This is a genomic window from Escherichia sp. E1V33 (assembly GCF_004211955.1).
Lineage (GTDB): Bacteria > Pseudomonadota > Gammaproteobacteria > Enterobacterales > Enterobacteriaceae > Escherichia.
Genome location: NZ_RHJI01000006.1, coordinates 19,898 through 46,392, shown reverse-complemented (window position 1 = coordinate 46,392; position 26,495 = coordinate 19,898). Strand labels below are relative to the sequence as shown.

Annotated in this window: 25 protein-coding genes, 7 tRNA genes and 1 other RNA gene; 22 read left to right on the top strand and 11 right to left on the bottom strand. The window is 50.5% G+C overall.

The genetic code is table 11. From position 1 onward, the window contains the following. Nucleotides 1-3 precede the first annotated feature (3 nt). Genes D9742_RS06250 through glmS form a run of 4 tightly spaced genes read right to left on the bottom strand, consistent with a single transcriptional unit; the run spans nt 4 to nt 4,546 of the window. Nucleotides 4-1,245, bottom strand: coding sequence for a methylaspartate ammonia-lyase (locus D9742_RS06250; RefSeq protein ID WP_130236340.1), 1,242 nt, complete (start codon nt 1,243-1,245; stop codon nt 4-6). After that, the gene (locus D9742_RS06245) at nt 1,245-2,690 is read right to left on the bottom strand and encodes a methylaspartate mutase subunit E (protein WP_130236339.1); all 1,446 of its coding nucleotides are present in this window, start codon (nt 2,688-2,690) and stop codon (nt 1,245-1,247) included. The genes D9742_RS06250 and D9742_RS06245 overlap by 1 nt, the downstream gene beginning before the upstream one ends. 18 nt (nt 2,691-2,708) lie before the next feature. Continuing rightward, nucleotides 2,709-4,097: a methylaspartate mutase accessory protein GlmL gene (glmL, locus tag D9742_RS06240; RefSeq protein ID WP_130236338.1), complete on the bottom strand. Its 1,389-nt coding sequence runs from the start codon at nt 4,095-4,097 to the stop codon at nt 2,709-2,711. Continuing rightward, nucleotides 4,097-4,546, bottom strand: a complete 450-nt coding sequence (glmS, locus tag D9742_RS06235) for a methylaspartate mutase subunit S (protein WP_130236337.1) — start codon at nt 4,544-4,546, stop codon at nt 4,097-4,099. The genes glmL and glmS overlap by 1 nt, the downstream gene beginning before the upstream one ends. A 1,376-nt stretch (nt 4,547-5,922) precedes the next feature. Here glmS and cydA point away from each other — a divergent pair. The 21 genes from cydA (at nt 5,923) to pnuC (ending at nt 18,257) form a co-directional block, all read left to right on the top strand. Then, nucleotides 5,923-7,491 carry a cytochrome ubiquinol oxidase subunit I gene (gene cydA, locus D9742_RS06230; protein WP_010331061.1) on the top strand — a complete coding sequence of 523 codons (1,569 nt, stop codon included), beginning with the start codon at nt 5,923-5,925 and terminating at the stop codon, nt 7,489-7,491. Nucleotides 7,492-7,506: 15 nt separating this feature from the next. Beyond that, a complete protein-coding gene (gene cydB, locus D9742_RS06225) occupies nt 7,507-8,646 on the top strand; it encodes a cytochrome d ubiquinol oxidase subunit II (RefSeq protein WP_130222229.1) in 1,140 nt (379 codons plus the stop codon). A gap of 14 nt (nt 8,647-8,660) precedes the next feature. Then, on the top strand, nt 8,661-8,774 hold the full coding sequence (gene cydX / locus D9742_RS06220; RefSeq protein WP_000270283.1) for a cytochrome bd-I oxidase subunit CydX: 114 nt from the start codon (nt 8,661-8,663) through the stop codon (nt 8,772-8,774). Then, on the top strand, nt 8,774-9,067 hold the full coding sequence (gene ybgE / locus D9742_RS06215) for a cyd operon protein YbgE (protein WP_000034602.1): 294 nt from the start codon (nt 8,774-8,776) through the stop codon (nt 9,065-9,067). Before cydX ends, ybgE begins: the two co-directional genes overlap by 1 nt. Before the next feature lie 149 nt (nt 9,068-9,216). Then, the gene (ybgC, locus tag D9742_RS06210; protein WP_001098372.1) at nt 9,217-9,621 is read left to right on the top strand and encodes a tol-pal system-associated acyl-CoA thioesterase; all 405 of its coding nucleotides are present in this window, start codon (nt 9,217-9,219) and stop codon (nt 9,619-9,621) included. Continuing rightward, nucleotides 9,618-10,310, top strand: coding sequence for a Tol-Pal system protein TolQ (gene tolQ, locus D9742_RS06205; protein ID WP_000131310.1), 693 nt, complete (start codon nt 9,618-9,620; stop codon nt 10,308-10,310). The genes ybgC and tolQ overlap by 4 nt, the downstream gene beginning before the upstream one ends. Nucleotides 10,311-10,313: 3 nt before the next feature. Then, nucleotides 10,314-10,742 (top strand): colicin uptake protein TolR, encoded by a 429-nt coding sequence (gene tolR / locus D9742_RS06200; protein WP_000090097.1) that lies wholly within the window; start codon nt 10,314-10,316, stop codon nt 10,740-10,742. A gap of 63 nt (nt 10,743-10,805) precedes the next feature. Continuing rightward, complete coding sequence (gene tolA / locus D9742_RS06195) at nt 10,806-12,083, top strand: cell envelope integrity protein TolA (protein WP_130236336.1); 1,278 nt, start codon at nt 10,806-10,808, stop codon at nt 12,081-12,083. A gap of 132 nt (nt 12,084-12,215) precedes the next feature. Further along, nucleotides 12,216-13,508, top strand: a complete 1,293-nt coding sequence (gene tolB, locus D9742_RS06190; protein ID WP_010352214.1) for a Tol-Pal system beta propeller repeat protein TolB — start codon at nt 12,216-12,218, stop codon at nt 13,506-13,508. 34 nt (nt 13,509-13,542) lie between these two features. Further along, a complete protein-coding gene (gene pal / locus D9742_RS06185; RefSeq protein ID WP_001295306.1) occupies nt 13,543-14,064 on the top strand; it encodes a peptidoglycan-associated lipoprotein Pal in 522 nt (173 codons plus the stop codon). A gap of 9 nt (nt 14,065-14,073) precedes the next feature. After that, the gene (gene cpoB / locus D9742_RS06180) at nt 14,074-14,865 is read left to right on the top strand and encodes a cell division protein CpoB (protein ID WP_130214946.1); all 792 of its coding nucleotides are present in this window, start codon (nt 14,074-14,076) and stop codon (nt 14,863-14,865) included. A gap of 164 nt (nt 14,866-15,029) precedes the next feature. Further along, a tRNA-Lys gene (locus D9742_RS06175) sits at nt 15,030-15,105 on the top strand. 126 nt (nt 15,106-15,231) lie between these two features. Beyond that, nucleotides 15,232-15,307: transfer RNA gene (locus tag D9742_RS06170), tRNA-Val, on the top strand. Nucleotides 15,308-15,309: 2 nt separating this feature from the next. Continuing rightward, a tRNA-Lys gene (locus tag D9742_RS06165) sits at nt 15,310-15,385 on the top strand. Between the two features lie 52 nt (nt 15,386-15,437). Further along, nucleotides 15,438-15,513 (top strand) — tRNA-Val (locus D9742_RS06160). A gap of 3 nt (nt 15,514-15,516) precedes the next feature. Further along, nucleotides 15,517-15,592, top strand: a tRNA-Lys gene (locus D9742_RS06155). A gap of 146 nt (nt 15,593-15,738) precedes the next feature. After that, nucleotides 15,739-15,814, top strand: a tRNA-Lys gene (locus tag D9742_RS06150). A 132-nt stretch (nt 15,815-15,946) separates the two neighbouring features. Beyond that, nucleotides 15,947-16,022, top strand: a tRNA-Lys gene (locus D9742_RS06145). Between the two features lie 24 nt (nt 16,023-16,046). Then, nucleotides 16,047-16,178, top strand: a non-coding RNA gene (locus D9742_RS06140) — RtT sRNA. 278 nt (nt 16,179-16,456) lie between these two features. Continuing rightward, nucleotides 16,457-17,500, top strand: a complete 1,044-nt coding sequence (gene nadA, locus D9742_RS06135; protein WP_130236335.1) for a quinolinate synthase NadA — start codon at nt 16,457-16,459, stop codon at nt 17,498-17,500. Nucleotides 17,501-17,537: 37 nt separating this feature from the next. After that, a complete protein-coding gene (pnuC, locus tag D9742_RS06130) occupies nt 17,538-18,257 on the top strand; it encodes a nicotinamide riboside transporter PnuC (RefSeq protein ID WP_130236334.1) in 720 nt (239 codons plus the stop codon). Here pnuC and zitB read toward each other — a convergent pair. Next, nucleotides 18,254-19,189: a CDF family zinc transporter ZitB gene (gene zitB / locus D9742_RS06125; protein ID WP_130236333.1), complete on the bottom strand. Its 936-nt coding sequence runs from the start codon at nt 19,187-19,189 to the stop codon at nt 18,254-18,256. The genes pnuC and zitB overlap by 4 nt on opposite strands. Nucleotides 19,190-19,303: 114 nt before the next feature. Continuing rightward, complete coding sequence (locus tag D9742_RS06120; RefSeq protein ID WP_130236332.1) at nt 19,304-19,684, bottom strand: YbgS-like family protein; 381 nt, start codon at nt 19,682-19,684, stop codon at nt 19,304-19,306. A 315-nt stretch (nt 19,685-19,999) separates the two neighbouring features. Between D9742_RS06120 and aroG the strand changes: the two genes are divergently transcribed. Beyond that, nucleotides 20,000-21,052, top strand: coding sequence for a 3-deoxy-7-phosphoheptulonate synthase AroG (gene aroG, locus D9742_RS06115; RefSeq protein WP_130236331.1), 1,053 nt, complete (start codon nt 20,000-20,002; stop codon nt 21,050-21,052). A gap of 165 nt (nt 21,053-21,217) precedes the next feature. On the opposite strand, the gene gpmA is transcribed toward aroG, so the two are convergent. From gpmA to galE, 5 genes are all read right to left on the bottom strand, one after another. Further along, nucleotides 21,218-21,970 (bottom strand): 2,3-diphosphoglycerate-dependent phosphoglycerate mutase, encoded by a 753-nt coding sequence (gene gpmA, locus D9742_RS06110; RefSeq protein WP_001295305.1) that lies wholly within the window; start codon nt 21,968-21,970, stop codon nt 21,218-21,220. A 202-nt stretch (nt 21,971-22,172) separates the two neighbouring features. Next, nucleotides 22,173-23,213, bottom strand: coding sequence for a galactose-1-epimerase (gene galM / locus D9742_RS06105; protein WP_130236330.1), 1,041 nt, complete (start codon nt 23,211-23,213; stop codon nt 22,173-22,175). After that, nucleotides 23,207-24,355 (bottom strand): galactokinase, encoded by a 1,149-nt coding sequence (galK, locus tag D9742_RS06100; RefSeq protein WP_000053416.1) that lies wholly within the window; start codon nt 24,353-24,355, stop codon nt 23,207-23,209. Before galK ends, galM begins: the two co-directional genes overlap by 7 nt. 3 nt (nt 24,356-24,358) lie before the next feature. Beyond that, complete coding sequence (galT, locus tag D9742_RS06095) at nt 24,359-25,405, bottom strand: galactose-1-phosphate uridylyltransferase (protein ID WP_130236329.1); 1,047 nt, start codon at nt 25,403-25,405, stop codon at nt 24,359-24,361. A gap of 9 nt (nt 25,406-25,414) precedes the next feature. Beyond that, entirely contained in the window at nt 25,415-26,431 is a 1,017-nt protein-coding gene (gene galE, locus D9742_RS06090; protein WP_033559629.1) for a UDP-glucose 4-epimerase GalE, read from the bottom strand. Nucleotides 26,432-26,495 lie beyond the last annotated feature (64 nt).

Sequence of the window (26,495 nt, the reverse complement as noted above, 5' to 3'; positions counted from 1 at the left end):
CAGTTAGTCCTTAGCCAGCATCAGCGCGATAGTACGATTCATTTCGTTGAACACGATGTCGAGGCCTTCGTCAAATCCCATCCCCGGTTTCACCAACATCCGCATGGGACGCGCGGCAAGGGCTACGTGGACACAAGTTCGGGCGCTGACATCGGTTTCGTTACAGGTGCCTCCCTGATAGGCCTCCATTCCGTGGCTGTTGCAGTACAGAACCGCATCGACGATGTTGTGAATACTGCCCAGATCAGGCGTTTTGATTTGCACCATGTGGCAACTGGCTGCATCAGTGAAATCAACGATATCCTGGTAGGTGTTACACCATTCGTCGGCGACAATTTTCACGCCGGAACCGAGGCGTGTCAGCTCTTTGGTGATGGCAGTCAACAGGCGAATTTGGTCAGGTTTGTTACCGGCATCGACCGGACCTTCAATGTACAGCGGCAGACCTTGTGTTTCTTCTTCCAGGCTGGCGATATATTGCGCACAGCGAACGGGATCCATGTCAAAGATCAGACCAATGGTGCCGTATACATCGATGTGCAGGGTAGGGTGGTAGCGAGTGCTGGTGCGCTTGCTCAGAATGCGATCCGACAGCCAGCGGATATATTCGCGCAGTTTTTCGCCCTGAAAGCCCAGCTTCTCTTCGACGTTATTAATCAGTGCATGGGGCAGCACGTCGATCCCTTTGAGGATCATTTTATCGACGGCGATATACCGATCGTCGCCGCTCTGACCAAATAAAGGAATGGATTTCGCCACGCGCGGTAACTGCCATTCATCGCAAACTACTTCAGTTTTCAGACGGCCCGTTGCCAGCGCGGTAGCATCAAGCAGTGCCTGTGATAATCCATAGCGCACGGCGGTATGCAGCAAGTTGCCGTCAATACGCAGCTTGTCGAAAAAACGGGCGTTCGGCACAAACGCATCCACATCGCGGCCTTCCAGTAACGGTTTGATATGGTCATTAAGGAACGGAACAAAATGCTCTGCGAGAAACAGCGGATCGCGACCGCCAGCCCCGGAGTACTGTACCGCAGCACAATCACCAACCGCGACCGCGCCATTTTCCAGAATCAACTGAACTGAAACGCACTCCCCAGCCTGACGTACTGCGCTAAAACCAGACGTAACCGGCTCCCCGGTATAAAAAAATCCGTCGTGGCCCGCTCCGTTTTTTATCGCCTGCTGGTCATCGAAATAGAATGAGGAGTAGCCAGCGGTGAACAGGGCCTGTTTTATTTTCATTATGGTCTTCCTATTAATTTACTGTGGGATACAGCATTGATGTCATCTACAACCATCTGGAATGTCGGTTGACGTCCTTCAAAGCGCGCGCGTTCGGCAACGTAATCGTGGTGAAGGTCGAGAATGTCTTTTGGCAATGGAACGGCGCCGGCTTCCAGCACACGTATCGCGCCGGTGTTGTCGCGGACCGGAAGAATTTTGCCCGCGTTGCAGGCGGCTGGCGCAAACGGCACATCCAGTACGCCCGCTTCAAATGCCAGCACCGTACCGCGCGCGATATCCCCATTCCCCAGTTCGAACACTTTATTCAGCACGGCGCGCACTTCACTCTTAATCAACTCGACTTCCAGTTCCACCGCAGGACACGGCGGGAATTTCTGATCGCTAACCATATTGAGCATTTGGCGGGAGGCTTTCAGTCCCTGCACGTTGGCGGCAGCGGTAGGGATGCCCCAGGCTTCATGCGGGCTCTTGGTGATCACTTTGGTTGCGCCCGACATTCCGGCAACCGCCGCGCCCCAGGAGATAATCGCGAACGCTTTTGACTCATCTTCCGGGAAACCGCCCATCCACTGGTGGAACACCGTACTTAATTCGTAATCTGCATAGCCATGGTTCTGGAAGTATTCGTGAGCGAGTTCACGCAGAGACTGGATCGCCGCAATATCTTGCGTCAGGCTTCCAACCTGACCATAACCGACGGTGATAGATTTCACGCCCTGTTCCAGCGCCAGCAAGCCTTCGATTATCGCAATAGAGTGCGAGATAAACGGTGGAATCAAGGTACCTGTAAGCGGGCCAAACGGTTCGCGGTTGATGCGAATGCCGTGCTCTTCAAACAGCCCCATTAAACGGTCGCAGTACTGCCAGTCGCGGATCGATTTTTCCAGCGTTACGCGTTTGGCATACGGAATATTGTAGGAAATACCACCGCCTTCATAGCTGGTGAAGCCGCTGGCCATTGAGATTTCAGCCAGCAGTCGCGCATCTGGTGTGCCGTGGCGGATCTGTAGCGGTTTTTGCAGGGTTTCAGTCAGACGACGGCATGCTGCGACGCCGTGGTTAACCACCGGTAAACCGTTCAGTTTAGAGGTTCCGGCTTCGATGGATTTTTTAATCCCTACCGCGGCTTCTTCGTAACGATTCAGACGGGTATAGGCATCGATGGTGCTCGGCAGCAGATCGCACTCATCTTGCAGTGTTTTCAGTAGTTCGATGTGTTCGTCCATCAACGCCACGCCAGCCCGCGGTTGGCTAAGCGTTTTACCTTCCAGGTCTGCTTTCAGTAGGGCAAGGGAGAAGCGTTTATGATCAGGAATGGTTTGTTGATATTTAACGCCATCTTCGAAGTTTTCAACGTCCTTGCCGGTTTCCCAGGTTTTCAGTACCTGTTGCCGCTCGGTCATGAATTCGTCATGGGTTAATTTCTTATTTCGAAGTTCCATTGATTGCTGCCTTAATTGTTATAGGGTTAAGCATTGAATACTGGTACGCGCGGCGGCCTGCGGATCTACTCTGGCGACGTTTGCCAGCAGTGGAAATAGCCCCTTTGAATCGCGGTAATATTCAAATTCGGTCGGTAAGAGAATGCGTTTGCCGTCGTCGTTTAACTCGCGGTATTTCAACCAACGATGAATATCAAACTGGCTGGCGCGCGATAACCATCCACCTGAACCAACGACTTTGCGCACGGTGGTCAGGTCGCGCCCCATCTGTAAATCGACATTGCCGACGCAGGTGCAGACCTCTTTTTTGGTGCCGGCATGACGTTCAGTGGCGTAACCTACGCACAGCCCGGCCAGCACAGAATCGAAATATTTTTCTTCTGCGTTAGTGGGTAAATGATCGGGATGTGCAACTAAATGACGGAGATAATGATAAAATGCGTCCTGCTGTGTGGGGTGCTGAGAAAAGATCACATTGACTAAGTCTTTTGCGCTTTCACCAACCACCATCGCTGAGACGCGCATTCCCAGATCGCCTTCAACAGTCCGTTTTACGAACGGTTCCGGTACGCCGTGTAAAACGGTGTCGGGTGAGAGATTATTGGCACAGGCAGAATACATATCGGTGGTTGCGCCTCCCATGTCGATCAGCATGAACTCTTTCCAACTGCTATCGACATTACTGATTGCCTTAACCAGTTCAAAAACCGTCCACGGCGTCGGCATCGGCTCTTCGCCCGTTTCATCAACAATGACATCCAGCCCTTTTCCTTTAACAATGCGTTTGAGGAAAATGTCGCAGATGGCCTGACGCGCGGCGCAAGGAGAGGGATTTTCAAGGTCAGGCAGGACGTTATCGACGATGGTCAGATCTTTATGCCCGAGGATGTCCTGTATATTGTCCTGAATGTCCCGGTTTCCGGCATAAATAATGGCGCAATCGAGTTGTGATTCCGCCAGCACACGGGCGTTATTTAGCCCGTAACTCTCTTCTCCGCCGTCGGTGCCGCCCGTGAACAAGAGGATATCGGGTGGTGACTCTTCCAGCGCCTGAATATCACGGCGGTTCAGCTTGTAGGAGTAATGTTGCGCAATTTTAGCGCCAGCAGAGTGAGCGGTTACTTTCGCGGATTCCAGGGTAATAGATGGCACTAATCCCATTGCGGCAACCGCCAGTCCACCTTTGGCTGAAGAGGAGTACTTCAATGTAACTTCGCCGCTTTTTAACAGGGGGAGGGCGTTATCTACATTTAACACCTGGTTCAGACTTGAGAAAAAACCATCGGCCAGATGATGGGTGGTGGTTGGAGTCAGAACGTGGTTAACCAGCGTTAACGCGTCCCCCTCCCGGGTAAAGAGGGCAGCTTTGGTCCACGTCGATCCAATATCGACAGAGACGATTTGCATCAGATGGCCTCTTCGAAAATACGTGTTTCAACACCATGAAGCTGGTTGATATCGTGGGCCATCAGCTGGCAGACATCTTCTAAGTCATGGCTGGGGGCGAAGACGCGGTCAAAACCCATCTCTTTGAATTTGATTTCCACGTTAGCGAAGTCATGTTTACCCACTACCAGATTACCGCCTACATAGAGCAGAATGTCGCCCAGCCCACGTTCGATGCAACGTTCACGCATGCCCAGACAGTCGATATCGCCATGTCCGTAGATAGAGGAAACCACTATCGCGTCAGCGCCAGTTTCAATGGCGGCATCAATATATTCATCCTGGCTGACCATTACGCCCAGGTTAATGACTCTGAAGTCATGGGAAGTAAAAACGCGATCCAGAACTTTATTGCCAACTGCATGGCAGTCGGCACCAATAACGCCAAGCACAAGTGTTGCTTTCTTCATGGGTAATCCTTTGTAAGACAGAGAGTAAAATAAGTTACACACGTCGTATTTATGGCCGTTTTCTGTGGCTCACGATTAATAGCACTGGAGTGTCTTTTTCCTGTCATCAGGTTTCAATTGATCTATTTTCAAAATATCTTTCGAAAAATAATTGTTTATGTGGTTGCTTTAAATATGGCAGTTATTTCAATTGTTTACATATATCGTTGCTATTGATTTTAATTTTTAAAATTATATTGATTTAATGTATTGATATATTTGTGATCAAGATCTGATTTGCTTTTTTGTAAGAGGGGCTGGTTATTAAGGCAGTCCATAAAGTTTGGTGTGCATTATTAATACAATTTGCTGCCGTCTTAACATGGAATTGTAAAGGTAATGTTTAAAGTAACAAATAGTTAATAACTCATTGGGATGGTTATTCATTGGAGCAATTAATTATCTCTAATGAAATGATTATTCTGCAGCAGTGGAACGTATTACTTAGAGCAGGCTAGTGTTCAATAACGGCCAGATATAATGCCGTTTCATCGTCTCGTCTTGCTGCTGGGTTAATAAAAATAACTTGCATATACCAACACGGGATAAACTTAGTTATTGAATCCCATGTTGTTTGATGTTGGGTTACTGAGCTGTTCGTTGAATATAAGAAGGGAAAAATACTTATATCAGATGCAATTTAGTTTAAAAATTCTCTTTCCCTTCTCTCCACAATTCTACAAAGCCATCCTTCAATGTGACTATTAGCAAAGAAACAATAACATTCCGAGGTAAAGATTGGTGCTCATAAAGACAACAATCAATTAACTTTGATAAAAATATGTTATGTAAAATGGCAACAAATTGGCTAATCTAATCAATTAGTCTTATAAAAAGTTGGCAAGGTGCCCTTGTTAAATAAAATACTGGTTTTTTATCTATATCTTTCCACAGCGATAAATATCACGCTTTAATATTTCACAATAAATTAACAATAAAATCACTAATGATCTATAGTTTACATGTAATTAACATATCTGATTGATTTTGATATAAATCAATTTTTAAATCTTGAAAAAAATCAGTAAAACGCGATAAATTGTTGTAGATCAAATTGGTGATGTGGTGACAATTTCGCTATAAATTGATCACTGTCGAAAAATGCAAATTTGCTCAATAAAAACCTGTTTATTGTAAGGATTTTGCGGCGTAATATAATTACGGGATCAATTTGGTTTATTCATTAACATATTTGTAACTTTTTATCATTGTCTTTTCCTCTTTTGATGAAATGGCAACGATAGGGGCGAGCAAATACATTTGTATTGGGGCATGCGTGTGACCCTTTCTAACGGGGTTCACTCTCGGAGTCTTCATGCGATGAGCAAGGAGTCATGATGTTAGATATAGTCGAACTGTCGCGCTTACAGTTTGCCTTGACCGCGATGTACCACTTCCTTTTTGTGCCACTGACGCTCGGTATGGCGTTCCTGCTGGCCATTATGGAAACGGTCTACGTCCTTTCCGGCAAACAGATTTATAAAGATATGACCAAGTTCTGGGGCAAGTTGTTTGGTATCAACTTCGCTCTGGGCGTGGCAACCGGTCTGACCATGGAGTTCCAGTTCGGGACTAACTGGTCTTACTATTCCCACTATGTAGGGGATATCTTCGGTGCGCCGCTGGCAATCGAAGGTCTGATGGCCTTCTTCCTCGAATCCACCTTTGTAGGTCTGTTCTTCTTCGGTTGGGATCGTCTGGGTAAAGTTCAGCATATGTGTGTCACCTGGCTGGTGGCGCTCGGTTCAAACCTGTCCGCACTGTGGATTCTGGTTGCGAACGGCTGGATGCAAAACCCAATCGCGTCGGATTTCAATTTCGAAACTATGCGTATGGAGATGGTGAGCTTCTCCGAGCTGGTGCTTAACCCGGTTGCTCAGGTGAAATTCGTTCACACTGTAGCCTCTGGTTATGTGACTGGCGCGATGTTCATCCTCGGTATCAGCGCATGGTATATGCTGAAAGGCCGTGACTTCGCCTTCGCTAAACGCTCCTTCGCTATCGCTGCCAGCTTCGGTATGGCTGCCGTTCTGTCTGTTATTGTTCTGGGTGATGAATCTGGTTACGAAATGGGCGATGTGCAGAAAACCAAACTGGCTGCTATTGAAGCCGAGTGGGAAACTCAACCTGCACCTGCTGCCTTTACTCTGTTCGGTATTCCTGATCAGGATGAGCAGACGAACAAATTTGCGATCCAGATCCCTTACGCTCTGGGTATTATCGCAACGCGTTCCGTGGATACACCGGTTATCGGCCTGAAAGAGCTGATGGTGCAGCACGAAGAACGCATCCGTAACGGGATGAAGGCATACTCTCTGCTCGAGCAACTGCGTTCTGGTTCTACCGACCAGGCTGTCCGTGACCAGTTCAATAGCATGAAGAAAGACCTCGGTTACGGTCTGCTGCTGAAACGCTATACGCCGAACGTGGCTGATGCGACTGAAGCGCAGATTCAACAGGCAACCAAAGACTCCATTCCGCGTGTAGCGCCGCTGTACTTCGCGTTCCGTATCATGGTGGCGTGTGGCTTCCTGCTGCTGGCAATCATTGCGCTCTCCTTCTGGAGTGTCATCCGCAACCGCATTGGCGAGAAAAAATGGCTGCTGCGTGCTGCGCTGTACGGTATTCCGCTGCCGTGGATTGCTGTAGAAGCGGGCTGGTTCGTTGCCGAATATGGTCGCCAACCGTGGGCTATCGGTGAAGTGCTGCCTACCGCCGTGGCGAACTCGTCGCTGACCGCAGGCGATCTCATCTTCTCGATGGTACTGATTTGCGGCCTGTATACCCTGTTCCTGGTGGCAGAATTGTTCTTAATGTTCAAATTTGCACGCCTTGGCCCAAGCAGCCTGAAAACCGGTCGCTATCACTTTGAGCAGTCTTCCACGACTACTCAGCCGGCACGCTAAGACAGGAGTCGTCAAATGATCGATTATGAAGTATTGCGTTTTATCTGGTGGCTGCTGGTTGGCATTCTGCTGATTGGTTTTGCAGTCACTGACGGTTTCGACATGGGGGTGGGCATGCTCACCCGTTTCCTCGGTCGTAACGACACCGAGCGTCGAATTATGATTAACTCCATCGCGCCACACTGGGACGGTAACCAGGTATGGCTGATCACCGCAGGCGGCGCACTGTTTGCTGCCTGGCCGATGGTCTATGCCGCTGCGTTCTCCGGCTTCTATGTCGCGATGATCCTCGTTCTGGCGTCACTGTTCTTCCGTCCGGTCGGTTTTGATTACCGTTCCAAGATTGAAGAAACCCGCTGGCGTAACATGTGGGACTGGGGCATCTTCATTGGTAGCTTCGTTCCGCCGCTGGTGATTGGTGTGGCGTTCGGTAACCTGTTGCAGGGCGTACCGTTCAACGTTGATGAATATCTGCGTCTGTACTACACCGGTAACTTCTTCCAGTTGCTTAACCCGTTCGGCCTGCTGGCAGGCGTGGTGAGCGTCGGGATGATCATCACTCAGGGCGCAACCTATCTGCAAATGCGTACCGTTGGCGAATTGCACCTGCGTACCCGTGCAACGGCTCAGGTGGCGGCGCTGGTGACTCTGGTGTGCTTCGCACTGGCTGGCGTGTGGGTGATGTACGGTATCGATGGTTATGTTGTGAAATCAACAATGGACCATTACGCGGCCTCTAACCCGCTGAATAAAGAAGTGGTTCGTGAAGCTGGCGCATGGCTGGTTAACTTCAACAACACGCCGATTCTGTGGGCTATTCCGGCGCTGGGTGTGGTTCTGCCGCTGCTGACCATTCTGACTGCACGTATGGATAAAGCCGCGTGGGCGTTTGTGTTCTCCTCCCTGACGTTGGCCTGCATCATCCTGACTGCCGGTATCGCAATGTTCCCGTTTGTGATGCCGTCCAGCACCATGATGAACGCAAGTCTGACAATGTGGGATGCAACTTCCAGCCAACTGACGCTTAACGTCATGACCTGGGTTGCGGTGGTTCTGGTACCGATCATTCTGCTCTACACCACCTGGTGTTACTGGAAAATGTTCGGACGTATCACCAAAGAAGATATTGAACGTAACACCCACTCTCTGTACTAAGTAAGGAGCTAAAAATGTGGTATTTCGCATGGATTCTGGGAACGCTTCTTGCCTGTTCGTTTGGGGTAATCACCGCGCTGGCGCTTGAGCACGTCGAATCAGGCAAAGCCGGTCAAGAAGACAGCTGATGAGTAAGATTATCGCAACCTTGTATGCGGTAATGGACAAGCGCCCCCTGCGGGCGCTTTCCTTCGTGATGGCGCTTCTGTTAGCAGGATGTATGTTTTGGGACCCATCACGTTTTGCCGCGAAGACCAGTGAACTGGAAATCTGGCATGGTTTATTGCTGATGTGGGCCGTCTGTGCTGGCGTAATTCACGGTGTGGGTTTTCGTCCGCAGAAGGTTCTTTGGCAAGGGATTTTTTGCCCACTGCTTGCCGATATTGTTCTCATTGTCGGGCTGATTTTCTTCTTCTTTTAAATCAGAATTCTCTTTAAAAATTTATGGACCTTCAACAGTCCATAAATTTTTACGCTCCCTTAACTTGCCCTCATTCCCAAACCTCAATCGCGCGCGTATAGTAGCAGCGTTTAAAAGTTCTAATTTTTGTTGCATTACCGGGATGTAAAGTGAATACAACGCTGTTTCGATGGCCGGTTCGCGTCTACTATGAAGATACCGATGCCGGTGGTGTGGTGTACCACGCCAGTTACATCGCTTTTTATGAAAGAGCACGCACAGAGATGCTGCGTCATCATCACTTCAGTCAACAGGCGCTGATGGCTGAACGCGTTGCCTTCGTGGTGCGTAAGATGACGGTGGAGTATTACGCGCCTGCGCGGCTCGACGATATGCTAGAAATACAGACTGAAATAACATCAATGCGTGGCACCTCTTTGGTTTTCACGCAACGTATTGTCAACGCTGAGAATACTCTGCTGAATGAAGCCGAGGTTCTGATTGTTTGCGTTGACCCACTCAAAATGAAGCCTCGTGCGCTTCCCAAGTCTATTGTCGCGGAGTTTAAGCAGTGACTGACATGAATATCCTTGATTTGTTCCTGAAGGCGAGCCTTCTGGTTAAACTTATCATGTTGATTTTGATTGGTTTTTCAATCGCATCCTGGGCCATTATTATCCAGCGGACCCGTATTCTTAACGCAGCGGCCCGCGAAGCCGAAGCGTTTGAGGATAAATTCTGGTCTGGAATCGAACTTTCTCGCCTCTATCAGGAGAGCCAGGGAAAACGAGATAATCTCTCGGGGTCGGAACAAATCTTTTACAGTGGGTTCAAAGAATTTGTGCGCCTGCATCGTGCCAACAGCCATGCACCGGAAGCTGTAGTGGAAGGAGCGTCGCGCGCGATGCGTATTTCCATGAACCGTGAGCTGGAAAATCTGGAAACGCACATTCCGTTTCTCGGCACAGTGGGTTCCATCAGCCCGTATATCGGTCTGTTCGGTACAGTCTGGGGGATCATGCACGCCTTTATCGCGCTCGGCGCGGTGAAACAGGCGACGCTGCAAATGGTTGCGCCGGGTATCGCAGAAGCGTTGATCGCCACGGCTATCGGTCTGTTTGCCGCAATCCCTGCGGTTATGGCTTACAACCGTCTGAACCAGCGCGTCAACAAACTGGAGCTGAACTACGACAACTTTATGGAAGAGTTCACCGCCATTCTGCACCGCCAGGCGTTTACCGTTAGCGAGAGCAACAAGGGGTAAGCCATGGCCAGAGCGCGTGGACGAGGTCGTCGCGATCTCAAGTCCGAAATCAACATCGTACCGTTGCTGGACGTACTGCTGGTGCTGCTGCTGATCTTTATGGCAACGGCGCCAATTATTACCCAGAGCGTGGAGGTCGATCTGCCGGACGCTACTGAATCGCAGGCAGTGAGCAGTAACGATAATCCGCCTGTGATAGTTGAAGTGTCTGGTATTGGTCAGTACACCGTGGTGGTTGAGAAAGATCGTCTGGAGCGTTTGCCACCAGAGCAGGTGGTGGCGGAAGTATCCAGCCGTTTCAAGGCCAACCCGAAAACGGTCTTTCTGATCGGTGGCGCAAAAGATGTGCCTTACGATGAAATAATTAAAGCGCTGAACTTGTTACACAGTGCGGGTGTGAAATCGGTTGGTTTAATGACGCAGCCTATTTAAACATCTGCGTTTCCCTTGCTTTAAGAGAGCGGGTAACAGGCGAACAGTTTTTGGGAACCGAGAGTGTCAAAGGCAACCGAACAAAACGACAAGCTCAAACGGGCGATAATTATTTCAGCAGTGCTGCATATCATTTTATTTGCGGCGCTGATCTGGAGTTCGTTCGATGAGAATATAGAAGCTTCAGCCGGTGGCGGCGGTGGTTCATCCATCGACGCCGTCATGGTTGATTCAGGTGCAGTAGTTGAGCAGTACAAGCGCATGCAAAGCCAGGAATCAAGTGCGCAGCGTGCTGAAGAACAGCGTAAGAAACAGGAACAGCAGGCTGCTGAAGAGCTGCGCGAGAAACAAGCTGCAGAACAGGAACGCCTGAAGCAAATTGAAAAAGAACGTTTAGCTGCTCAGGAACAGAAAAAGCAGGCTGAAGAAGCGGCTAAACAAGCTGAGTTAAAGCAAAAACAAGCGGAAGAGGCGGCAGCGAAAGCTGCGGCAGATGCTAAAGCGAAGGCCGAAGCGGATGCTAAAGCTGCGGAAGAAGCTGCGAAGAAAGCGGCTGCGGACGCGAAGAAAAAAGCAGAAGCAGAGGCCGCCAAAGCCGCAGCAGAAGCGCAGAAAAAAGCTGAGGCCGAAGCCGCCAAAACTGCAGCGGCGCTGAAGAAGAAAGCGGAAGCAGCAGAAGCAGCGGCTGCGGAAGCAAGAAAGAAAGCGGCAGCTGAAGCTGCTGAAAAAGCCAAGGCAGAAGCTGAGAAGAAAGAGGCTGCTGAAAAGGCTGCAGCTGATAAGAAAGCGGCAGCAGAGAAAGCTGCAGCCGACAAAAAAGCAGCAGAAAAAGCGGCTGCTGAAAAGGCTGCAGCTGATAAGAAAGCAGCGGCAGAAAAAGCCGCCGCAGACAAAAAAGCGGCAGCTGCAAAAGCAGCAGCTGAAAAAGCCGCTGCAGCAAAAGCTGCCGCAGAGGCAGATGATATTTTCGGTGAGCTAAGCTCTGGTAAGAATGCACCGAAAACGGGGGGAGGGGCGAAAGGGAACAATGCTTCGCCTGCCGGGAGTGGTAATACTAAAAACAATGGCGCATCAGGCGCAGATATCAATAACTATGCCGGGCAGATTAAATCTGCTATCGAAAGTAAGTTTTATGATGCTTCGTCTTATGCAGGCAAAACCTGTACGTTGCGCATAAAACTGGCACCAGATGGCATGTTACTGGATATCAAACCTGAAGGTGGCGATCCCGCACTTTGTCAAGCTGCGTTGGCAGCAGCTAAACTTGCGAAGATCCCGAAACCACCAAGCCAGGCAGTATATGAAGTGTTCAAAAACGCGCCATTGGACTTCAAACCGTAATCGCGATGTTGGTCGTCACGACGGTCAACATCAGACACCGGTTGTCGTAGGGTTCTGGTAGTTTTGTGTATTTGAGTTTGTTAACATTCTGCTAAATTATCGTGGACTATCTGTCCAGATAAGGGAGATATGATGAAGCAGGCATTACGAGTAGCATTTGGTTTTCTCATATTGTGGGCGTCAGTTCTGCATGCTGAAGTCCGCATTGTGATCGACAGTGGTGTAGATTCCGGTCGTCCTATTGGTGTCGTTCCATTCCAGTGGGCGGGGCCTGGTGCGGCACCTGAAGATATTGGCGGCATCGTTGCTGCTGACTTGCGTAACAGCGGTAAATTTAATCCGTTAGATCGCGCTCGTCTGCCTCAACAGCCGGGTAGCGCGCAGGAAGTTCAACCTGCTGCATGGTCTGCGCTGGGCATTGACGCTGTCGTTGTCGGCCAGGTAACTCCGAATCCGGATGGTTCTTACAATGTCGCTTATCAGTTGGTTGATACCGGCGGTGCACCGGGTACTGTGCTTGCTCAGAACTCATACAAAGTAAACAAACAGTGGCTGCGTTACGCTGGCCATACCGCCAGTGATGAAGTGTTTGAAAAACTGACCGGCATTAAAGGTGCGTTCCGTACCCGTATTGCCTATGTTGTTCAGACCAATGGCGGCCAGTTCCCGTATGAGTTGCGCGTGTCTGACTATGATGGCTACAACCAGTTTGTAGTTCACCGTTCACCGCAGCCGCTGATGTCTCCGGCGTGGTCACCGGATGGTTCTAAACTGGCTTATGTTACCTTCGAAAGCGGTCGTTCCGCGCTGGTTATCCAGACGTTAGCTAACGGTGCGGTGCGTCAGGTTGCTTCATTCCCGCGTCACAACGGTGCGCCTGCATTCTCGCCAGACGGCAGCAAACTGGCTTTCGCGCTGTCGAAAACCGGTAGCCTGAATCTGTACGTAATGGATTTAGCCTCTGGTCAAATCCGTCAGGTTACAGATGGTCGCAGCAACAACACCGAACCGACCTGGTTCCCAGATAGTCAGAACCTGGCCTTCACCTCTGACCAGGCCGGTCGTCCGCAGGTTTATAAAGTGAATATCAACGGCGGTGCGCCGCAACGTATTACCTGGGAAGGTTCTCAGAACCAGGATGCGGATGTCAGCAGCGACGGTAAATTTATGGTAATGGTCAGCTCCAATGGTGGGCAGCAGCACATTGCCAAACAAGATCTGGTAACGGGAGGCGTACAAGTTCTCTCCTCAACGTTCCTGGATGAAACGCCAAGTCTGGCACCTAACGGCACTATGGTAATCTACAGCTCTTCTCAGGGGATGGGATCCGTGCTGAATTTGGTTTCTACAGATGGGCGTTTCAAAGCGCGTCTTCCGGCAACTGATGGACAGGTCAAATTCCCTGCCTGGTCGCCGTATCTGTGATAATAATTAATTGAATAGTAAAGGAATCATTGAAATGCAACTGAACAAAGTGCTGAAAGGGCTGATGATTGCTCTGCCTGTTATGGCAATTGCGGCATGTTCTTCCAACAAGAACGCCAGCAATGACGGCAGCGAAGGCATGCTGGGTGCCGGCACTGGCATGGATGCGAACGGCGGAAATGGCAACATGTCTTCCGAAGAGCAGGCTCGTCTGCAAATGCAACAGCTGCAGCAGAACAACATCGTTTACTTCGATCTGGACAAATACGATATCCGTTCTGACTTCGCTCAAATGCTGGATGCACACGCAAACTTCCTGCGTAGCAACCCGTCTTACAAAGTCACCGTAGAAGGTCACGCGGACGAACGTGGTACTCCGGAATACAACATCTCCCTGGGCGAACGTCGTGCGAACGCCGTTAAGATGTACCTGCAGGGTAAAGGCGTTTCTGCAGACCAGATCTCCATCGTTTCTTACGGTAAAGAAAAACCTGCAGTACTGGGTCATGACGAAGCGGCATACTCCAAAAACCGTCGTGCGGTACTGGTTTACTAAGAGAATTGCATGAGCAGTAACTTCAGACATCAACTATTGAGTCTGTCGTTACTGGTTGGTATAGCGGCCCCCTGGGCCGCTTTTGCTCAGGCACCAATCAGTAGTGTCGGCTCAGGCTCGGTCGAAGACCGCGTCACTCAACTTGAGCGTATTTCTAATGCTCACAGCCAGCTTTTGACTCAACTCCAGCAACAACTCTCTGATAATCAGTCCGATATTGATTCCCTGCGTGGTCAAATTCAGGAAAATCAGTATCAACTGAATCAGGTCGTGGAGCGGCAGAAGCAGATCTTGTTGCAGATCGATAGCCTTAGCAGCGGTGGTGCAGCGGCACAATCAGCCAGCGGCGATCAAAGCGGGGCGGCGGCGGCAACGACGCCAACAGCTGATGCAGGTACTGCGAATGCTGGCGCGCCGGTGAAAAGCGGTGATGCAAACACGGATTACAATGCAGCTATTGCGCTGGTGCAGGATAAATCCCGCCAGGATGACGCAATGGTGGCATTTCAGAATTTCATCAAAAATTATCCTGATTCAACTTACCTTCCCAACGCTAATTATTGGCTGGGTCAGTTAAACTACAACAAGGGTAAGAAAGATGATGCGGCGTACTATTTTGCTTCGGTAGTGAAAAACTATCCGAAGTCACCAAAGGCTGCAGATGCGATGTTTAAAGTCGGCGTCATCATGCAGGACAAAGGTGACACCGCAAAAGCGAAAGCTGTATACCAGCAGGTTATCAGTAAATACCCTGGTACTGATGGTGCTAAACAGGCGCAAAAACGTCTGAACGCGATGTAATGCATAACACACGACCAGAAGTCGCATTATTTCTGGTCGTGTCGTGCGAATCATAAGCAGTTGAGTGATCTGCATCGAAATTTTTGTTGCGCTCAAGTCTGAAATCAGTAATATATGCCGCCGTTGCCACGGGATATCAAACAAACCGAAAGCAACGAAAAAGTGGGTCGTTAGCTCAGTTGGTAGAGCAGTTGACTTTTAATCAATTGGTCGCAGGTTCGAATCCTGCACGACCCACCAATCGCTAAGGTGGAAGCGGTAGTAAAACGTGAAGGATAACGTTGCGTCAGCAACGGCCCGAAGGGCGAGACGAAGTCGAGTCATCCTGCACTACCCACCACTTTAAGTAGTATCCAGCGTAGTATCGGGTGATTAGCTCAGCTGGGAGAGCACCTCCCTTACAAGGAGGGGGTCGGCGGTTCGAACCCGTCATCACCCACCACCGGGTCGTTAGCTCAGTTGGTAGAGCAGTTGACTTTTAATCAATTGGTCGCAGGTTCGAATCCTGCACGACCCACCACTAATTGCGGTGGTGGTCGGTGGAAGTAGTTTGTAGTATCCAGCGCAGTATCGGGTGATTAGCTCAGCTGGGAGAGCACCTCCCTTACAAGGAGGGGGTCGGCGGTTCGATCCCGTCATCACCCACCACTCGGGTCGTTAGCTCAGTTGGTAGAGCAGTTGACTTTTAATCAATTGGTCGCAGGTTCGAATCCTGCACGACCCACCAGTTTTAACATCAAACTCAGATGTTAAGCGTGAAGGATAACGTTGCGCCAGCAACGGCCCGTAGGGCGAGCGAAGCGAGTCATCCTGCACGACCCACCAATTTTAAAGATTGGTCCCGAGTAAAAATCTTTCAGGTAACACCCGTATGGGTCGTTAGCTCAGTTGGTAGAGCAGTTGACTTTTAATCAATTGGTCGCAGGTTCGAATCCTGCACGACCCACCAATTTAAAGGTGGTTACTGGTAGAGAACGTGAAGGATAACGTTGCGTTAGCAACGGCCCGAAGGGCGAGACGAAGTCGAGTCATCCTGCACGACCCACCATCCTGAATGATTAAAGCAGCATAATCCCGCAAGGGGTCGTTAGCTCAGTTGGTAGAGCAGTTGACTTTTAATCAATTGGTCGCAGGTTCGAATCCTGCACGACCCACCAATGTAAAAAGGCGCCCTAAAGGCGCCTTTTTGCTATCTGCGATATTCAAAGATTCGAACCTGCTGCAGGTTCGAGTTGAGCGTAGCGAAACAACGGAGCCGCTTGCGGCGACGACCCGAAGGGCGAGCGAAGCGAGTCATCCTGCACGACCCACCAATGCAAAAAAGCGCCCTAAAGGCGCTTTTTTGCTATTCAGGCATCTCTCAATTTCAATTCTTAACCCTGATAACATATTCCGCGCTTGCTGCGTAAACAACTCTACGTTGGAGGAATAAGACGCAAAGTGTGGCATTCGCCATCTCATACGTAATTCGAGTGACTTTTCCCCACCATTCGACTATCTTGTTTAGCATATAAAACAAATTCGGCCGATTGCAGCGAAACTGACGCTTAATATCGGTTTAAACGTTAAGCCTGTAAAACGAGATGGCCAAATGAGCGTGATGTTTGATCCTGAAACGGCGATTTATCCTTTCCCCCCGAAGCCGACGCCGTTAAGCATTGATGAAAAAGCGTATTACCGCGAGAAGATAAAACGTCTGCTAAAAGAACGTAATGCGGTGATGGTTGCCCACTACTATACCGACCCCGAAATTCAACAACTGGCTGAAGAAACCGGTGGCTGTATTTCAGATTCTTTGGAAATGGCCCGCTTCGGTGCAAAGCATTCCGCTTCTACGCTATTAGTCGCTGGGGTGAGATTTATGGGGGAAACCGCCAAAATTCTCAGCCCGGAAAAAACAATTCTTATGCCAACACTTAAGGCTGAATGCTCACTGGATCTCGGCTGCCCGATTGAAGAATTCAACGCATTTTGCGATGCCCATCCCGATCGTACTGTCGTCGTCTACGCTAACACTTCCGCTGCGGTAAAAGCGCGTGCAGATTGGGTGGTAACTTCAAGCATTGCTGTCGAACTCATTGATCATCTGGATAGTTTGGGTGAAAAAATCATCTTGGCACCAGACAAACATTTGGGGCGTTACGTGCAAAAACAGACAGGCGCAGACATCTTATGCTGGCAAGGCGCCTGTATTGTTCATGACGAGTTTAAGACTCAGGCGTTAACTCACTTACAAAAACAGTACCCCGATGCTGCCATACTGGTGCATCCGGAGTCACCACAAGCTATTGTCGATGTGGCCCATGCTGTTGGTTCCACAAGTCAGTTGATTAACGCTGCAAAAACTTTGCCGCATCAGCAACTGATTGTGGCGACTGACCGGGGCATTTTCTACAAAATGCAGCAGGCAGTGCCAGATAAAGAATTGCTGGAAGCGCCAACCGCTGGTGAGGGCGCAACCTGTCGAAGTTGTGCTCATTGCCCGTGGATGGCAATGAATGGCCTTCAGGCCATTGCAGAGGCCCTGGAACAGGGAGGAAGCAAACACGAGGTGCATGTTGATGAAAAACTGCGAGAGAGGGCGTTAGTGCCGCTCAATCGCATGCTGGATTTTGCGGCTACACTACGTGGATAACTGACAATAAGGCGTCACATTACGCTTTGGGGGAACGATGGATTTTTTTAGTGTGCAGAATATCCTGGTGCATATACCAATTGGGGCAGCCGGTTACGATCTCTCATGGATCGAAGCGGTAGGCACGATTGCCGGGTTGCTGTGTATTGGCCTTGCCAGTCTGGAGAAGATCAGCAACTACTTCTTTGGCCTGATCAACGTCACCCTGTTTGGCATTATTTTCTTTCAGATTCAGCTGTATGCCAGCCTGCTATTACAGGTGTTTTTCTTTGCCGCGAATATTTACGGCTGGTATGCGTGGTCGCGACAAACCAGTCAACATGAAACCGAGTTGAAAATTCGCTGGTTGCCATTGCCGAAGGCATTAACCTGGCTGGCGGTTTGTGTCATTGCTATTGGCCTGATGACGGTATTTATCAATCCGGTGTTTGCATTTTTGACCCGCGTGGCAGTCATGATCATGCAAGCGTTAGGATTACAGGTTGCGATGCCTGAACTGCAACCGGACGCTTTCCCGTTCTGGGATTCCTGCATGATGGTGTTATCCATCGTAGCAATGATTCTGATGACGCGAAAATACGTCGAAAACTGGTTGCTATGGGTCATTATTAACGTAATTAGCGTGGTGATTTTCGCCTTGCAGGGCGTCTATGCCATGTCGCTGGAGTATCTGATCCTGACGTTTATTGCCCTTAACGGCAGCCGGATGTGGATCAACAGCGCACGCGAGAGAGGCTCGCGCGCGCTGTCCCATTAATGATGATGATGTGAATGGCCAGGCACCCCTTCATTCAGGTGGCAGTCTGGCCCATGACAAGGTTGATATTCCATTTGAATGGTGGCGTGCTCAATCTGATAGTGATCCATCAGATAGTGTTGGATCTGATCTAACAACGCGTCGTGATCGTGTGGCGGGATCACCTGCACATGCAGCGTCATCACCGGCTTTTCGCCCACCATCCACACATGTACATGATGCACATTACGGACTTCCGGGATTTCCCTACACATGCGGCGTTTCATTTCAGCGATATCCAGTGAAACAGGCGCACCTTCAAGTAATTCATTCACGCTGTCTTTCAATAATCGCCACGCGCTGCGCAGAACCAGAAGCGACACCAGTATCGAGAGAATAGGGTCCGCAGGTGTCCAGCCGGTCCAGATAATAATCAACGCGGCGACAATAGCGCCAACGGAACCCAGCAGATCGCCCAATACATGCAGTGCCGCTGCGCGCACGTTGAGGTTTTTCTCTTCACTACCGTGATGAAGTAACCAGAAAGAAACAATATTCGCCAGTAGTCCCGCCACAGCAATGACCATCATCATGCCGCCCTCGACCGGACGCGGCGTGCGGAAGCGTTCTATCGCTTCCCAGACAATCAAAATGGTAATTACCACGAGGGCAATGGCATTCACAAACGCCGCGAGTGTAGTCAGCCTAAGCCAGCCGAAAGTGTGGCGAATGGTGGGAGGACGACGAGAAAATTGCACCGCAAGTAGGGCGAAGAGCAAGGCGGCTGTATCGGTCAACATATGTCCGGCATCAGCCAGCAATGCCAGGGAACCGGAAAGAAAACCGCCAATGACTTCTACCAGCATAAACCCGGCAGTTACGCCGAAAGCATACAACAAGCGACGAGCATTATTATCTTCTGGCAGGTGTGGGGAAGTGTGTGAGTGCGCCATGACGAGTCATCCCTTAATTTATCTCACTTAACTTTATGACATCATACTGCTTTTAGAAGGGAAAAATTAAAAAGGAGAGCCTCCGCTCTCCCATTATCAGCCATATATCCTGGCTTACTGCGTAGTACCGTCGGTTTTGGTATCAACATCATTGTTGATACCATCCCCGGTTTGGACTTTTTTATTGATGTCCGGGCAGCGACCATCTTTGCACATGGTGTTTTTGTGCTCTTCGTCTTTGGTCATGCCGTCATTATTCATGGATGAACCATTCGGGTGCAGCATAGTCCCACTCGAGTTGGTATTTACCCCGTTATTGTCGACGTTATTTGGCGCGACATTTTCACGGGCGTCAGGGGCTACCTGGCCCGCATCAGCTGCGGCGTTTGCCTGGCCGTTATTGGTTTGCGCTCCGCTATCGGCAGCCAGTGCGGCACCGCTGGCAAGGCTTAGAGTGGCAGTCAGAAATAGTGTGGCCAGTTTTGTCATTTTCATAGGATGCTCCTGTTATGGTCGTTATGTCGGATAACCTCTTCCAACAGTGCATTTGCAGGTGAATATCAGGCAATGGTTGAAGATTTCAGCCAGAAGAATAGATCCAGCAGAGAATCTTGAAAAAATTAACAAGCAAAGGAGTTACAGTTAGAAATTGTAGGAGAGATCTCGTTTTTCGCGACAATCTGGCGTATTTCTTGCCGATTCCAGGATTATTCCGTCCATAGTGTAAAACCCCGTTTACACATTCTGACGGAAGATATAGATTGGAAGGATTGCATTCACCAAGATAAGTATGGCAACACTGGAAAAGACATGAATTATCAGAACGACGATTTACGCATCAAAGAAATCAAAGAGTTACTTCCTCCTGTCGCATTGCTGGAAAAATTCCCTGCTACTGAAAATGCCGCGAATACGGTTGCTCATGCCCGAAAAGCAATCCATAAGATCCTGAAAGGTAATGATGATCGCCTGTTGGTGGTGATTGGTCCGTGCTCAATTCATGATCCTGTAGCGGCTAAAGAGTACGCAACTCGCTTGTTGGCGCTACGTGAAGAGCTGAAAGCCGACCTGGAAATCGTAATGCGCGTCTATTTTGAAAAGCCACGCACCACGGTGGGCTGGAAAGGGCTGATTAACGATCCGCATATGGACAATAGCTTCCAGATCAACGACGGTTTGCGTATTGCCCGTAAATTGCTGCTCGATATTAACGACAGCGGTCTGCCAGCTGCGGGTGAATTCCTCGATATGATCACTCCTCAGTATCTCGCTGACCTGATGAGCTGGGGCGCAATTGGTGCACGTACCACGGAATCGCAGGTGCACCGCGAACTGGCGTCTGGTCTTTCTTGTCCAGTAGGTTTTAAAAATGGCACAGACGGTACGATTAAAGTGGCTATCGATGCCATTAATGCCGCTGGTGCACCGCACTGTTTCCTGTCAGTGACCAAATGGGGTCATTCGGCGATTGTGAACACTAGCGGTAACGGCGATTGCCATATCATTCTGCGTGGCGGTAAAGAGCCTAACTACAGCGCGAAGCACGTTGCTGAAGTGAAAGAAGGGCTGAACAAAGCAGGTCTGCCAGCTCAGGTGATGATCGATTTCAGCCATGCCAACTCGTCCAAACAGTTTAAAAAACAGATGGATGTATGTGCTGACGTTTGCCAGCAGATTGCCGGTGGCGAAACAGCCATTATTGGCGTGATGGTGGAAAGTCATCTGGTTGAAGGCAATCAGAGCCTGGAGAGCGGGGAGCCGCTGGCCTATGGTAAGAGCATCACCGATGCCTGCATTGGCTGGGATGATACCGATGCTCTATTACGTCAACTGGCGAATGCAGTGAAAGCGCGTCGCGGGTAAAGTTTAGTTGTAGGATGCGCCGTCAGAGTGGCGTATCCGATGAATCACCGTAGGCCTGATAAGACGCGCAGCGTCGCATCAGGCAATGTGCTCCATTAGTAGCGACGAAAAACAAAAAAGCCGACTCATTTGCAGTCGGCTTTCTCATTTTTAAGCGAATGACGTTTACTTCGCTTTACCCTGGTTAGCAACTGCCGCTGCTTTCGCCGCGATCTCGTCAGCATTACCCAGATAATAACGTTTCAGCGGTTTGAAGTTCTCGTCGAACTCATATACCAGCGGCACGCCAGTCGGGATATTCAGCTCAAGAATCTCTTCTTCGCTCATGTTATCGAGATATTTCACCAGCGCACGCAGAGAGTTACCGTGTGCAGCGATGATCACGCGCTCACCGCTCTTCATACGCGGCAGAATGGTTTCATTCCAGTAAGGGATCACGCGGTCAATGGTCAGCGCCAGGCTTTCAGTCAGCGGCAGCTCTTTCTCGCTCAGTTTCGCGTAACGCGGATCGTGACCCGGATAACGCTCATCATCTTTAGTCAGTTCCGGCGGAGTCACCGCAAAACCACGACGCCACTGTTTCACCTGCTCGTCGCCATACTTTTCAGCAGTTTCCGCTTTGTTCAGACCCTGCAACGCACCGTAGTGACGTTCGTTCAGTTTCCAGGATTTCTCAACGGGCAGCCATGCCTGATCCAGTTCGTCCAGCACATTCCACAGGGTATGGATAGCACGTTTCAGCACAGAGGTGTAAGCAAAGTCAAAGCTGTAACCTTCCTCTTTCAGCAGCTTACCTGCTGCTTTTGCTTCGCTTACGCCTTTCTCAGACAGATCCACGTCGTACCAACCGGTGAAACGGTTTTCTTTGTTCCACTGACTTTCGCCATGACGAACCAGAACCAGCTTAGTTACAGCCATATACTTACTCCTCAAATCATCTTTTAATGATAATAATTCTCATTATATTGCCGTGACGAAGCAACAGCAATGCTTACGCATAACCATAGCGAAAATAGTGTCGCAGTGTAAGGTTGTTGTGAATATTGAGTTGCAAATATGTCGGTGTTTGCTTGTGGTTTGAACAATATGAGGATAAAGCCCTCATGACGAGGGCTTAACATTACTCAGCAATAAACTGATATTCCGTCAGGCTGGAATACTCTCCGCCAGGACGCAGGAAGCAGTCCGGTTGCGGCCATTCAGGGTGGTTCGGGCTGTCCGGCAGAAACTCGCTTTCCAGCGCCAGCCCTTGCCAGTCGGCGTAAGGTTCGGTTCCCCGCGACGGTGTGCCGCCGAGGAAATTGCCGGAGTAAAATTGCAGAGCCGGGGCGGTGGTGTAGACCTTCAGCTGCAATTTTTCATCTGTTGACCAGAGATGCGCCGCCACTTTCTTGCCATCGCCTTTGGCCTGTAACAAGAACGCGTGATCGTAACCTTTCACTTTGCGCTGATCGTCGTCGGCAAGAAACTCACTGGCGATGATTTTGGCGCTGCGGAAATCAAAAGAGGTCCCGGCGACAGATTTCAGGCCGTCGTGCGGAATGCCACCTTCATCAACCGGCAGATATTCGTCCGCCAGAATCTGCAACTTGTGATTGCGCACGTCAGACTGCTCGCCGTCAAGATTGAAATAGACGTGATTAGTCATATTCACCGGGCAAGGTTTATCAACTGTGGCGCGATAGGTAATGGAGATACGGTTATCGTCGGTCAGACGATATTGCACCGTCGCGCCGAGATTACCTGGAAAACCCTGATCGCCATCATCTGAACTCAGGGCAAACAGCACCTGACGATCGTTCTGGTTCACAATCTGCCAGCGACGTTTGTCGAATCCTTCCGGGCCGCCGTGCAGCTGGTTAACGCCCTGACTTGGCGAAAGTGTCACGGTTTCACCGTCAAAGGTATAACGGCTATTGGCGATGCGGTTGGCATAACGACCAATAGAGGCCCCCAGAAACGCGGCCTGATCCTGATAGCATTCCGGGCTGGCGCAGCCAAGCAGCGCCTCGCGGACGCTGCCATCGGAAAGCGGAATACGGGCTGAAAGTAAAGTCGCACCCCAGTCCATCAGCGTGACTACCATCCCTGCGTTGTTACGCAAAGTTAACAGTCGGTACGGCTGACCATCGGGTGCCAGTGCGGGAGTTTCGTTCAGCACTGTCCTGCTCCTTGTGATGGTTTACAAACGTAAAAAGTCTCTTTAATACCTGTTTTTTCTTCATATTGTTCAGCGACAGCTTGCTGTACGGCAGGCACCAGCTCTTCCGGGATCAGGGCGACAATACAGCCACCAAATCCACCGCCGGTCATGCGTACGCCACCTTTGTCGCCAATCACAGCTTTTACGATTTCGACCAGGGTGTCAATTTGCGGCACGGTGATTTCGAAATCATCGCGCATAGAGGCATGAGACTCTGCCATCAACTCGCCCATACGTTTCAGGTCGCCTTGCTCCAGCGCGCTGGCAGCTTCAACGGTGCGGGCGTTTTCAGTCAGGATATGACGCACACGTTTCGCTACGATCGGGTCCAGTTCATGCGCTACGGCGTTGAACTCTTCAATGGTGACATCGCGCAGGGCCGGTTGTTGGAAGAAACGCGCACCGGTTTCACACTGCTCACGGCGGGTGTTGTATTCGCTGCCAACCAGGGTACGTTTGAAGTTACTGTTGATGATGACCACAGCCACGCCTTTCGGCATGGAAACCGCTTTGGTCCCCAGCGAGCGGCAGTCGATCAGCAAGGCATGATCTTTCTTGCCGAGCGCGGAAATAAGTTGATCCATGATCCCGCAGTTACAGCCAACAAACTGGTTTTCTGCTTCCTGACCGTTAAGCGCGATTTGTGCGCCGTCCAGCGGCAGATGATAAAGCTGCTGCAATACGGTTCCGACCGCCACTTCCAGTGAGGCGGAAGAACTTAACCCGGCACCCTGCGGCACGTTGCCGCTGATCACCATGTCCACGCCGCCGAAGCTGTTGTTACGCAGTTGCAGATGTTTCACCACGCCACGAACGTAGTTAGCCCATTGATAGTTTTCATGAGCGACAATGGGCGCATCAAGGGAAAACTCGTCAAGCTGATTTTCATAATCGGCTGCCATTACGCGAACTTTACGGTCATCGCGTGGCGCACAGCTAATTACGGTTTGATAATCAATCGCGCAGGGCAGAACGAAACCGTCGTTGTAGTCGGTGTGTTCACCAATCAAATTCACGCGGCCAGGCGCCTGAATGGTATGAGTGGCAGGGTAGCCAAATGCGTTAGCAAACAGAGATTGTGTTTTTTCTTTCAGACTCATTTCTTACACTCCGGATTCGCGAAAATGGATATCGCTGACTGCGCGCAAACGCTCTGCTGCCTGTTCTGCCGTCAGATCACGCTGGGTTTCTGCCAGCATTTCATAACCGACCATAAATTTACGTACGGTGGCGGAGCGCAACAGAGGCGGATAAAAGTGCGCGTGCAGCTGCCAGTGTTGATTCTCTTCGCCATTAAACGGCGCGCCGTGCCAGCCCATAGAGTAGGGGAAAGAGCACTGGAAGAGGTTGTCATAGCGACTGGTCAGCTTTTTCAACGCCAGTGCCAAATCGCTGCGCTGGGCATCGGTCAAATCGGTTATACGCAAAACGTGGGCTTTGGGCAGCAGCAGCGTTTCGAACGGCCAGGCAGCCCAGTAAGGTACAACGGCTAACCAGTGTTCGGTTTCGACCACGGTACGGCTACCGTCTGCCAGCTCGCGCTGAACATAATCCACCAGCATTGGCGATTTCTGCTCGGCAAAATATTCTTTTTGCAGGCGGTCTTCGCGCTCAGCTTCGTTAGGCAGGAAGCTATTTGCCCAAATCTGGCCGTGCGGATGTGGATTAGAGCACCCCATCGCCGAACCTTTGTTTTCAAATACCTGCACCCACGGATACGTTTTTCCCAGCTCTGCGGTTTGCTCTTGCCAGGTTTTGACGATTTCTGTCAATGCCGCAACGCTTAACTCTGGCAGCGTTTTACTGTGATCCGGTGAAAAACAGATCACCCGGCTGGTACCGCGCGCGCTCTGGCAACGCATCAGCGGATCGTTGCTTTCTGGCGCATCTGGCGTGTCAGACATCAAGGCCGCAAAGTCATTAGTGAAAACGTAAGTCCCGGTGTAATCGGGGTTTTTATCGCCTGTCACCCGCACATTACCTGCGCAGAGGAAGCAATCTGGATCGTGCGCAGGTAACACCTGTTTGGCTGGCGTTTCCTGCGCCCCCTGCCAGGGGCGCTTAGCGCGATGCGGTGAAACCAGAATCCATTGCCCGGTGAGCGGGTTGTAGCGGCGATGTGGATGATCAACGGGATTAAATTGCGTCATGGTCGTTCCTTAATCGGGATATCCCTGTGGATGGCGTGACTGCCAGTGCCAGGTGTCCTGCGCCATTTCATCGAGTGTGCGCGTTACGCGCCAGTTCAGTTCACGGTCGGCTTTGCTGGCGTCCGCCCAGTAGGCCGGAAGGTCGCCCTCGCGACGCGGTGCAAAATGATAGTTAACCGGTTTTCCGCAAGCTTTGCTGAAGGCATTAACCACGTCCAGCACGCTGCTGCCTACGCCAGCGCCGAGGTTGTAGATGTGTACGCCTGGCTTGTTCGCCAGTTTTTCCATCGCCACGACGTGACCGTCCGCCAGATCCATTACGTGGATGTAATCGCGCACGCCAGTACCGTCTTCGGTCGGATAATCGTTACCAAAAATCGCCAGCGAGTCGCGGCGGCCTACGGCAACCTGGGCAATGTACGGCATCAGGTTATTCGGAATGCCTTGCGGATCTTCGCCCATATCGCCCGACGGATGCGCGCCAACCGGGTTGAAGTAGCGCAGCAGGGCAATGCTCCAGTCCGGCTGGGCTTTTTGCAGATCGGTGAGGATCTGTTCCACCATCAGCTTGCTTTTGCCGTAAGGGCTTTGCGGTGTGCCGGTCGGGAAGCTTTCAACGTAAGGAATTTTGGGCTGATCGCCATAAACGGTGGCGGAGGAGCTGAAGATAAAGTTTTTGACGTTAGCGGCGCGCATGGCGTTAATCAGGCGCAGAGTGCCGTTGACATTGTTGTCGTAATATTCCAGCGGTTTTTGTACCGATTCGCCAACGGCTTTCAGCCCGGCGAAGTGGATCACGGTGTCGATAGCGTGATCGTGCAGGATCTCGGTCATCAACGCTTCGTTACGGATATCGCCTTCAACAAACGTTGGATGTTTGCCGCCTAAACGCTCGATAACAGGCAGTACGCTGCGCTTACTGTTACAGAGGTTATCAAGAATGATGACATCATGACCGTTTTGCAGTAATTGCACACAGGTATGACTTCCAATGTAACCGCTACCACCGGTGACCAGAACTCTCATAATTCGCTCCATTAGGCTTATGGTATGAAATAACCATAGCATAACAAAGATGCGAAAAGTGTGA

Excerpts from the sequence above, each read along its gene's own strand:
- D9742_RS06250 (WP_130236340.1), bottom strand. The coding sequence starts at position 1,245 with ATGAAAATAAAACAGGCCCTGTTCACCGCTGGCTACTCCTCATTCTAT.
- D9742_RS06245 (WP_130236339.1), bottom strand. The coding sequence starts at position 2,690 with ATGGAACTTCGAAATAAGAAATTAACCCATGACGAATTCATGACCGAG.
- glmL (WP_130236338.1), bottom strand. The coding sequence starts at position 4,097 with ATGCAAATCGTCTCTGTCGATATTGGATCGACGTGGACCAAAGCTGCC.
- glmS (WP_130236337.1), bottom strand. The coding sequence starts at position 4,546 with ATGAAGAAAGCAACACTTGTGCTTGGCGTTATTGGTGCCGACTGCCAT.
- cydA (WP_010331061.1), top strand. The coding sequence starts at position 5,923 with ATGTTAGATATAGTCGAACTGTCGCGCTTACAGTTTGCCTTGACCGCG.
- cydB (WP_130222229.1), top strand. The coding sequence starts at position 7,507 with ATGATCGATTATGAAGTATTGCGTTTTATCTGGTGGCTGCTGGTTGGC.
- cydX (WP_000270283.1), top strand. The coding sequence starts at position 8,661 with ATGTGGTATTTCGCATGGATTCTGGGAACGCTTCTTGCCTGTTCGTTT.
- ybgE (WP_000034602.1), top strand. The coding sequence starts at position 8,774 with ATGAGTAAGATTATCGCAACCTTGTATGCGGTAATGGACAAGCGCCCC.
- tolR (WP_000090097.1), top strand. The coding sequence starts at position 10,314 with ATGGCCAGAGCGCGTGGACGAGGTCGTCGCGATCTCAAGTCCGAAATC.
- tolB (WP_010352214.1), top strand. The coding sequence starts at position 12,216 with ATGAAGCAGGCATTACGAGTAGCATTTGGTTTTCTCATATTGTGGGCG.
- pal (WP_001295306.1), top strand. The coding sequence starts at position 13,543 with ATGCAACTGAACAAAGTGCTGAAAGGGCTGATGATTGCTCTGCCTGTT.
- cpoB (WP_130214946.1), top strand. The coding sequence starts at position 14,074 with ATGAGCAGTAACTTCAGACATCAACTATTGAGTCTGTCGTTACTGGTT.
- nadA (WP_130236335.1), top strand. The coding sequence starts at position 16,457 with ATGAGCGTGATGTTTGATCCTGAAACGGCGATTTATCCTTTCCCCCCG.
- pnuC (WP_130236334.1), top strand. The coding sequence starts at position 17,538 with ATGGATTTTTTTAGTGTGCAGAATATCCTGGTGCATATACCAATTGGG.
- zitB (WP_130236333.1), bottom strand. The coding sequence starts at position 19,189 with ATGGCGCACTCACACACTTCCCCACACCTGCCAGAAGATAATAATGCT.
- D9742_RS06120 (WP_130236332.1), bottom strand. The coding sequence starts at position 19,684 with ATGAAAATGACAAAACTGGCCACACTATTTCTGACTGCCACTCTAAGC.
- aroG (WP_130236331.1), top strand. The coding sequence starts at position 20,000 with ATGAATTATCAGAACGACGATTTACGCATCAAAGAAATCAAAGAGTTA.
- gpmA (WP_001295305.1), bottom strand. The coding sequence starts at position 21,970 with ATGGCTGTAACTAAGCTGGTTCTGGTTCGTCATGGCGAAAGTCAGTGG.
- galK (WP_000053416.1), bottom strand. The coding sequence starts at position 24,355 with ATGAGTCTGAAAGAAAAAACACAATCTCTGTTTGCTAACGCATTTGGC.
- galT (WP_130236329.1), bottom strand. The coding sequence starts at position 25,405 with ATGACGCAATTTAATCCCGTTGATCATCCACATCGCCGCTACAACCCG.
- galE (WP_033559629.1), bottom strand. The coding sequence starts at position 26,431 with ATGAGAGTTCTGGTCACCGGTGGTAGCGGTTACATTGGAAGTCATACC.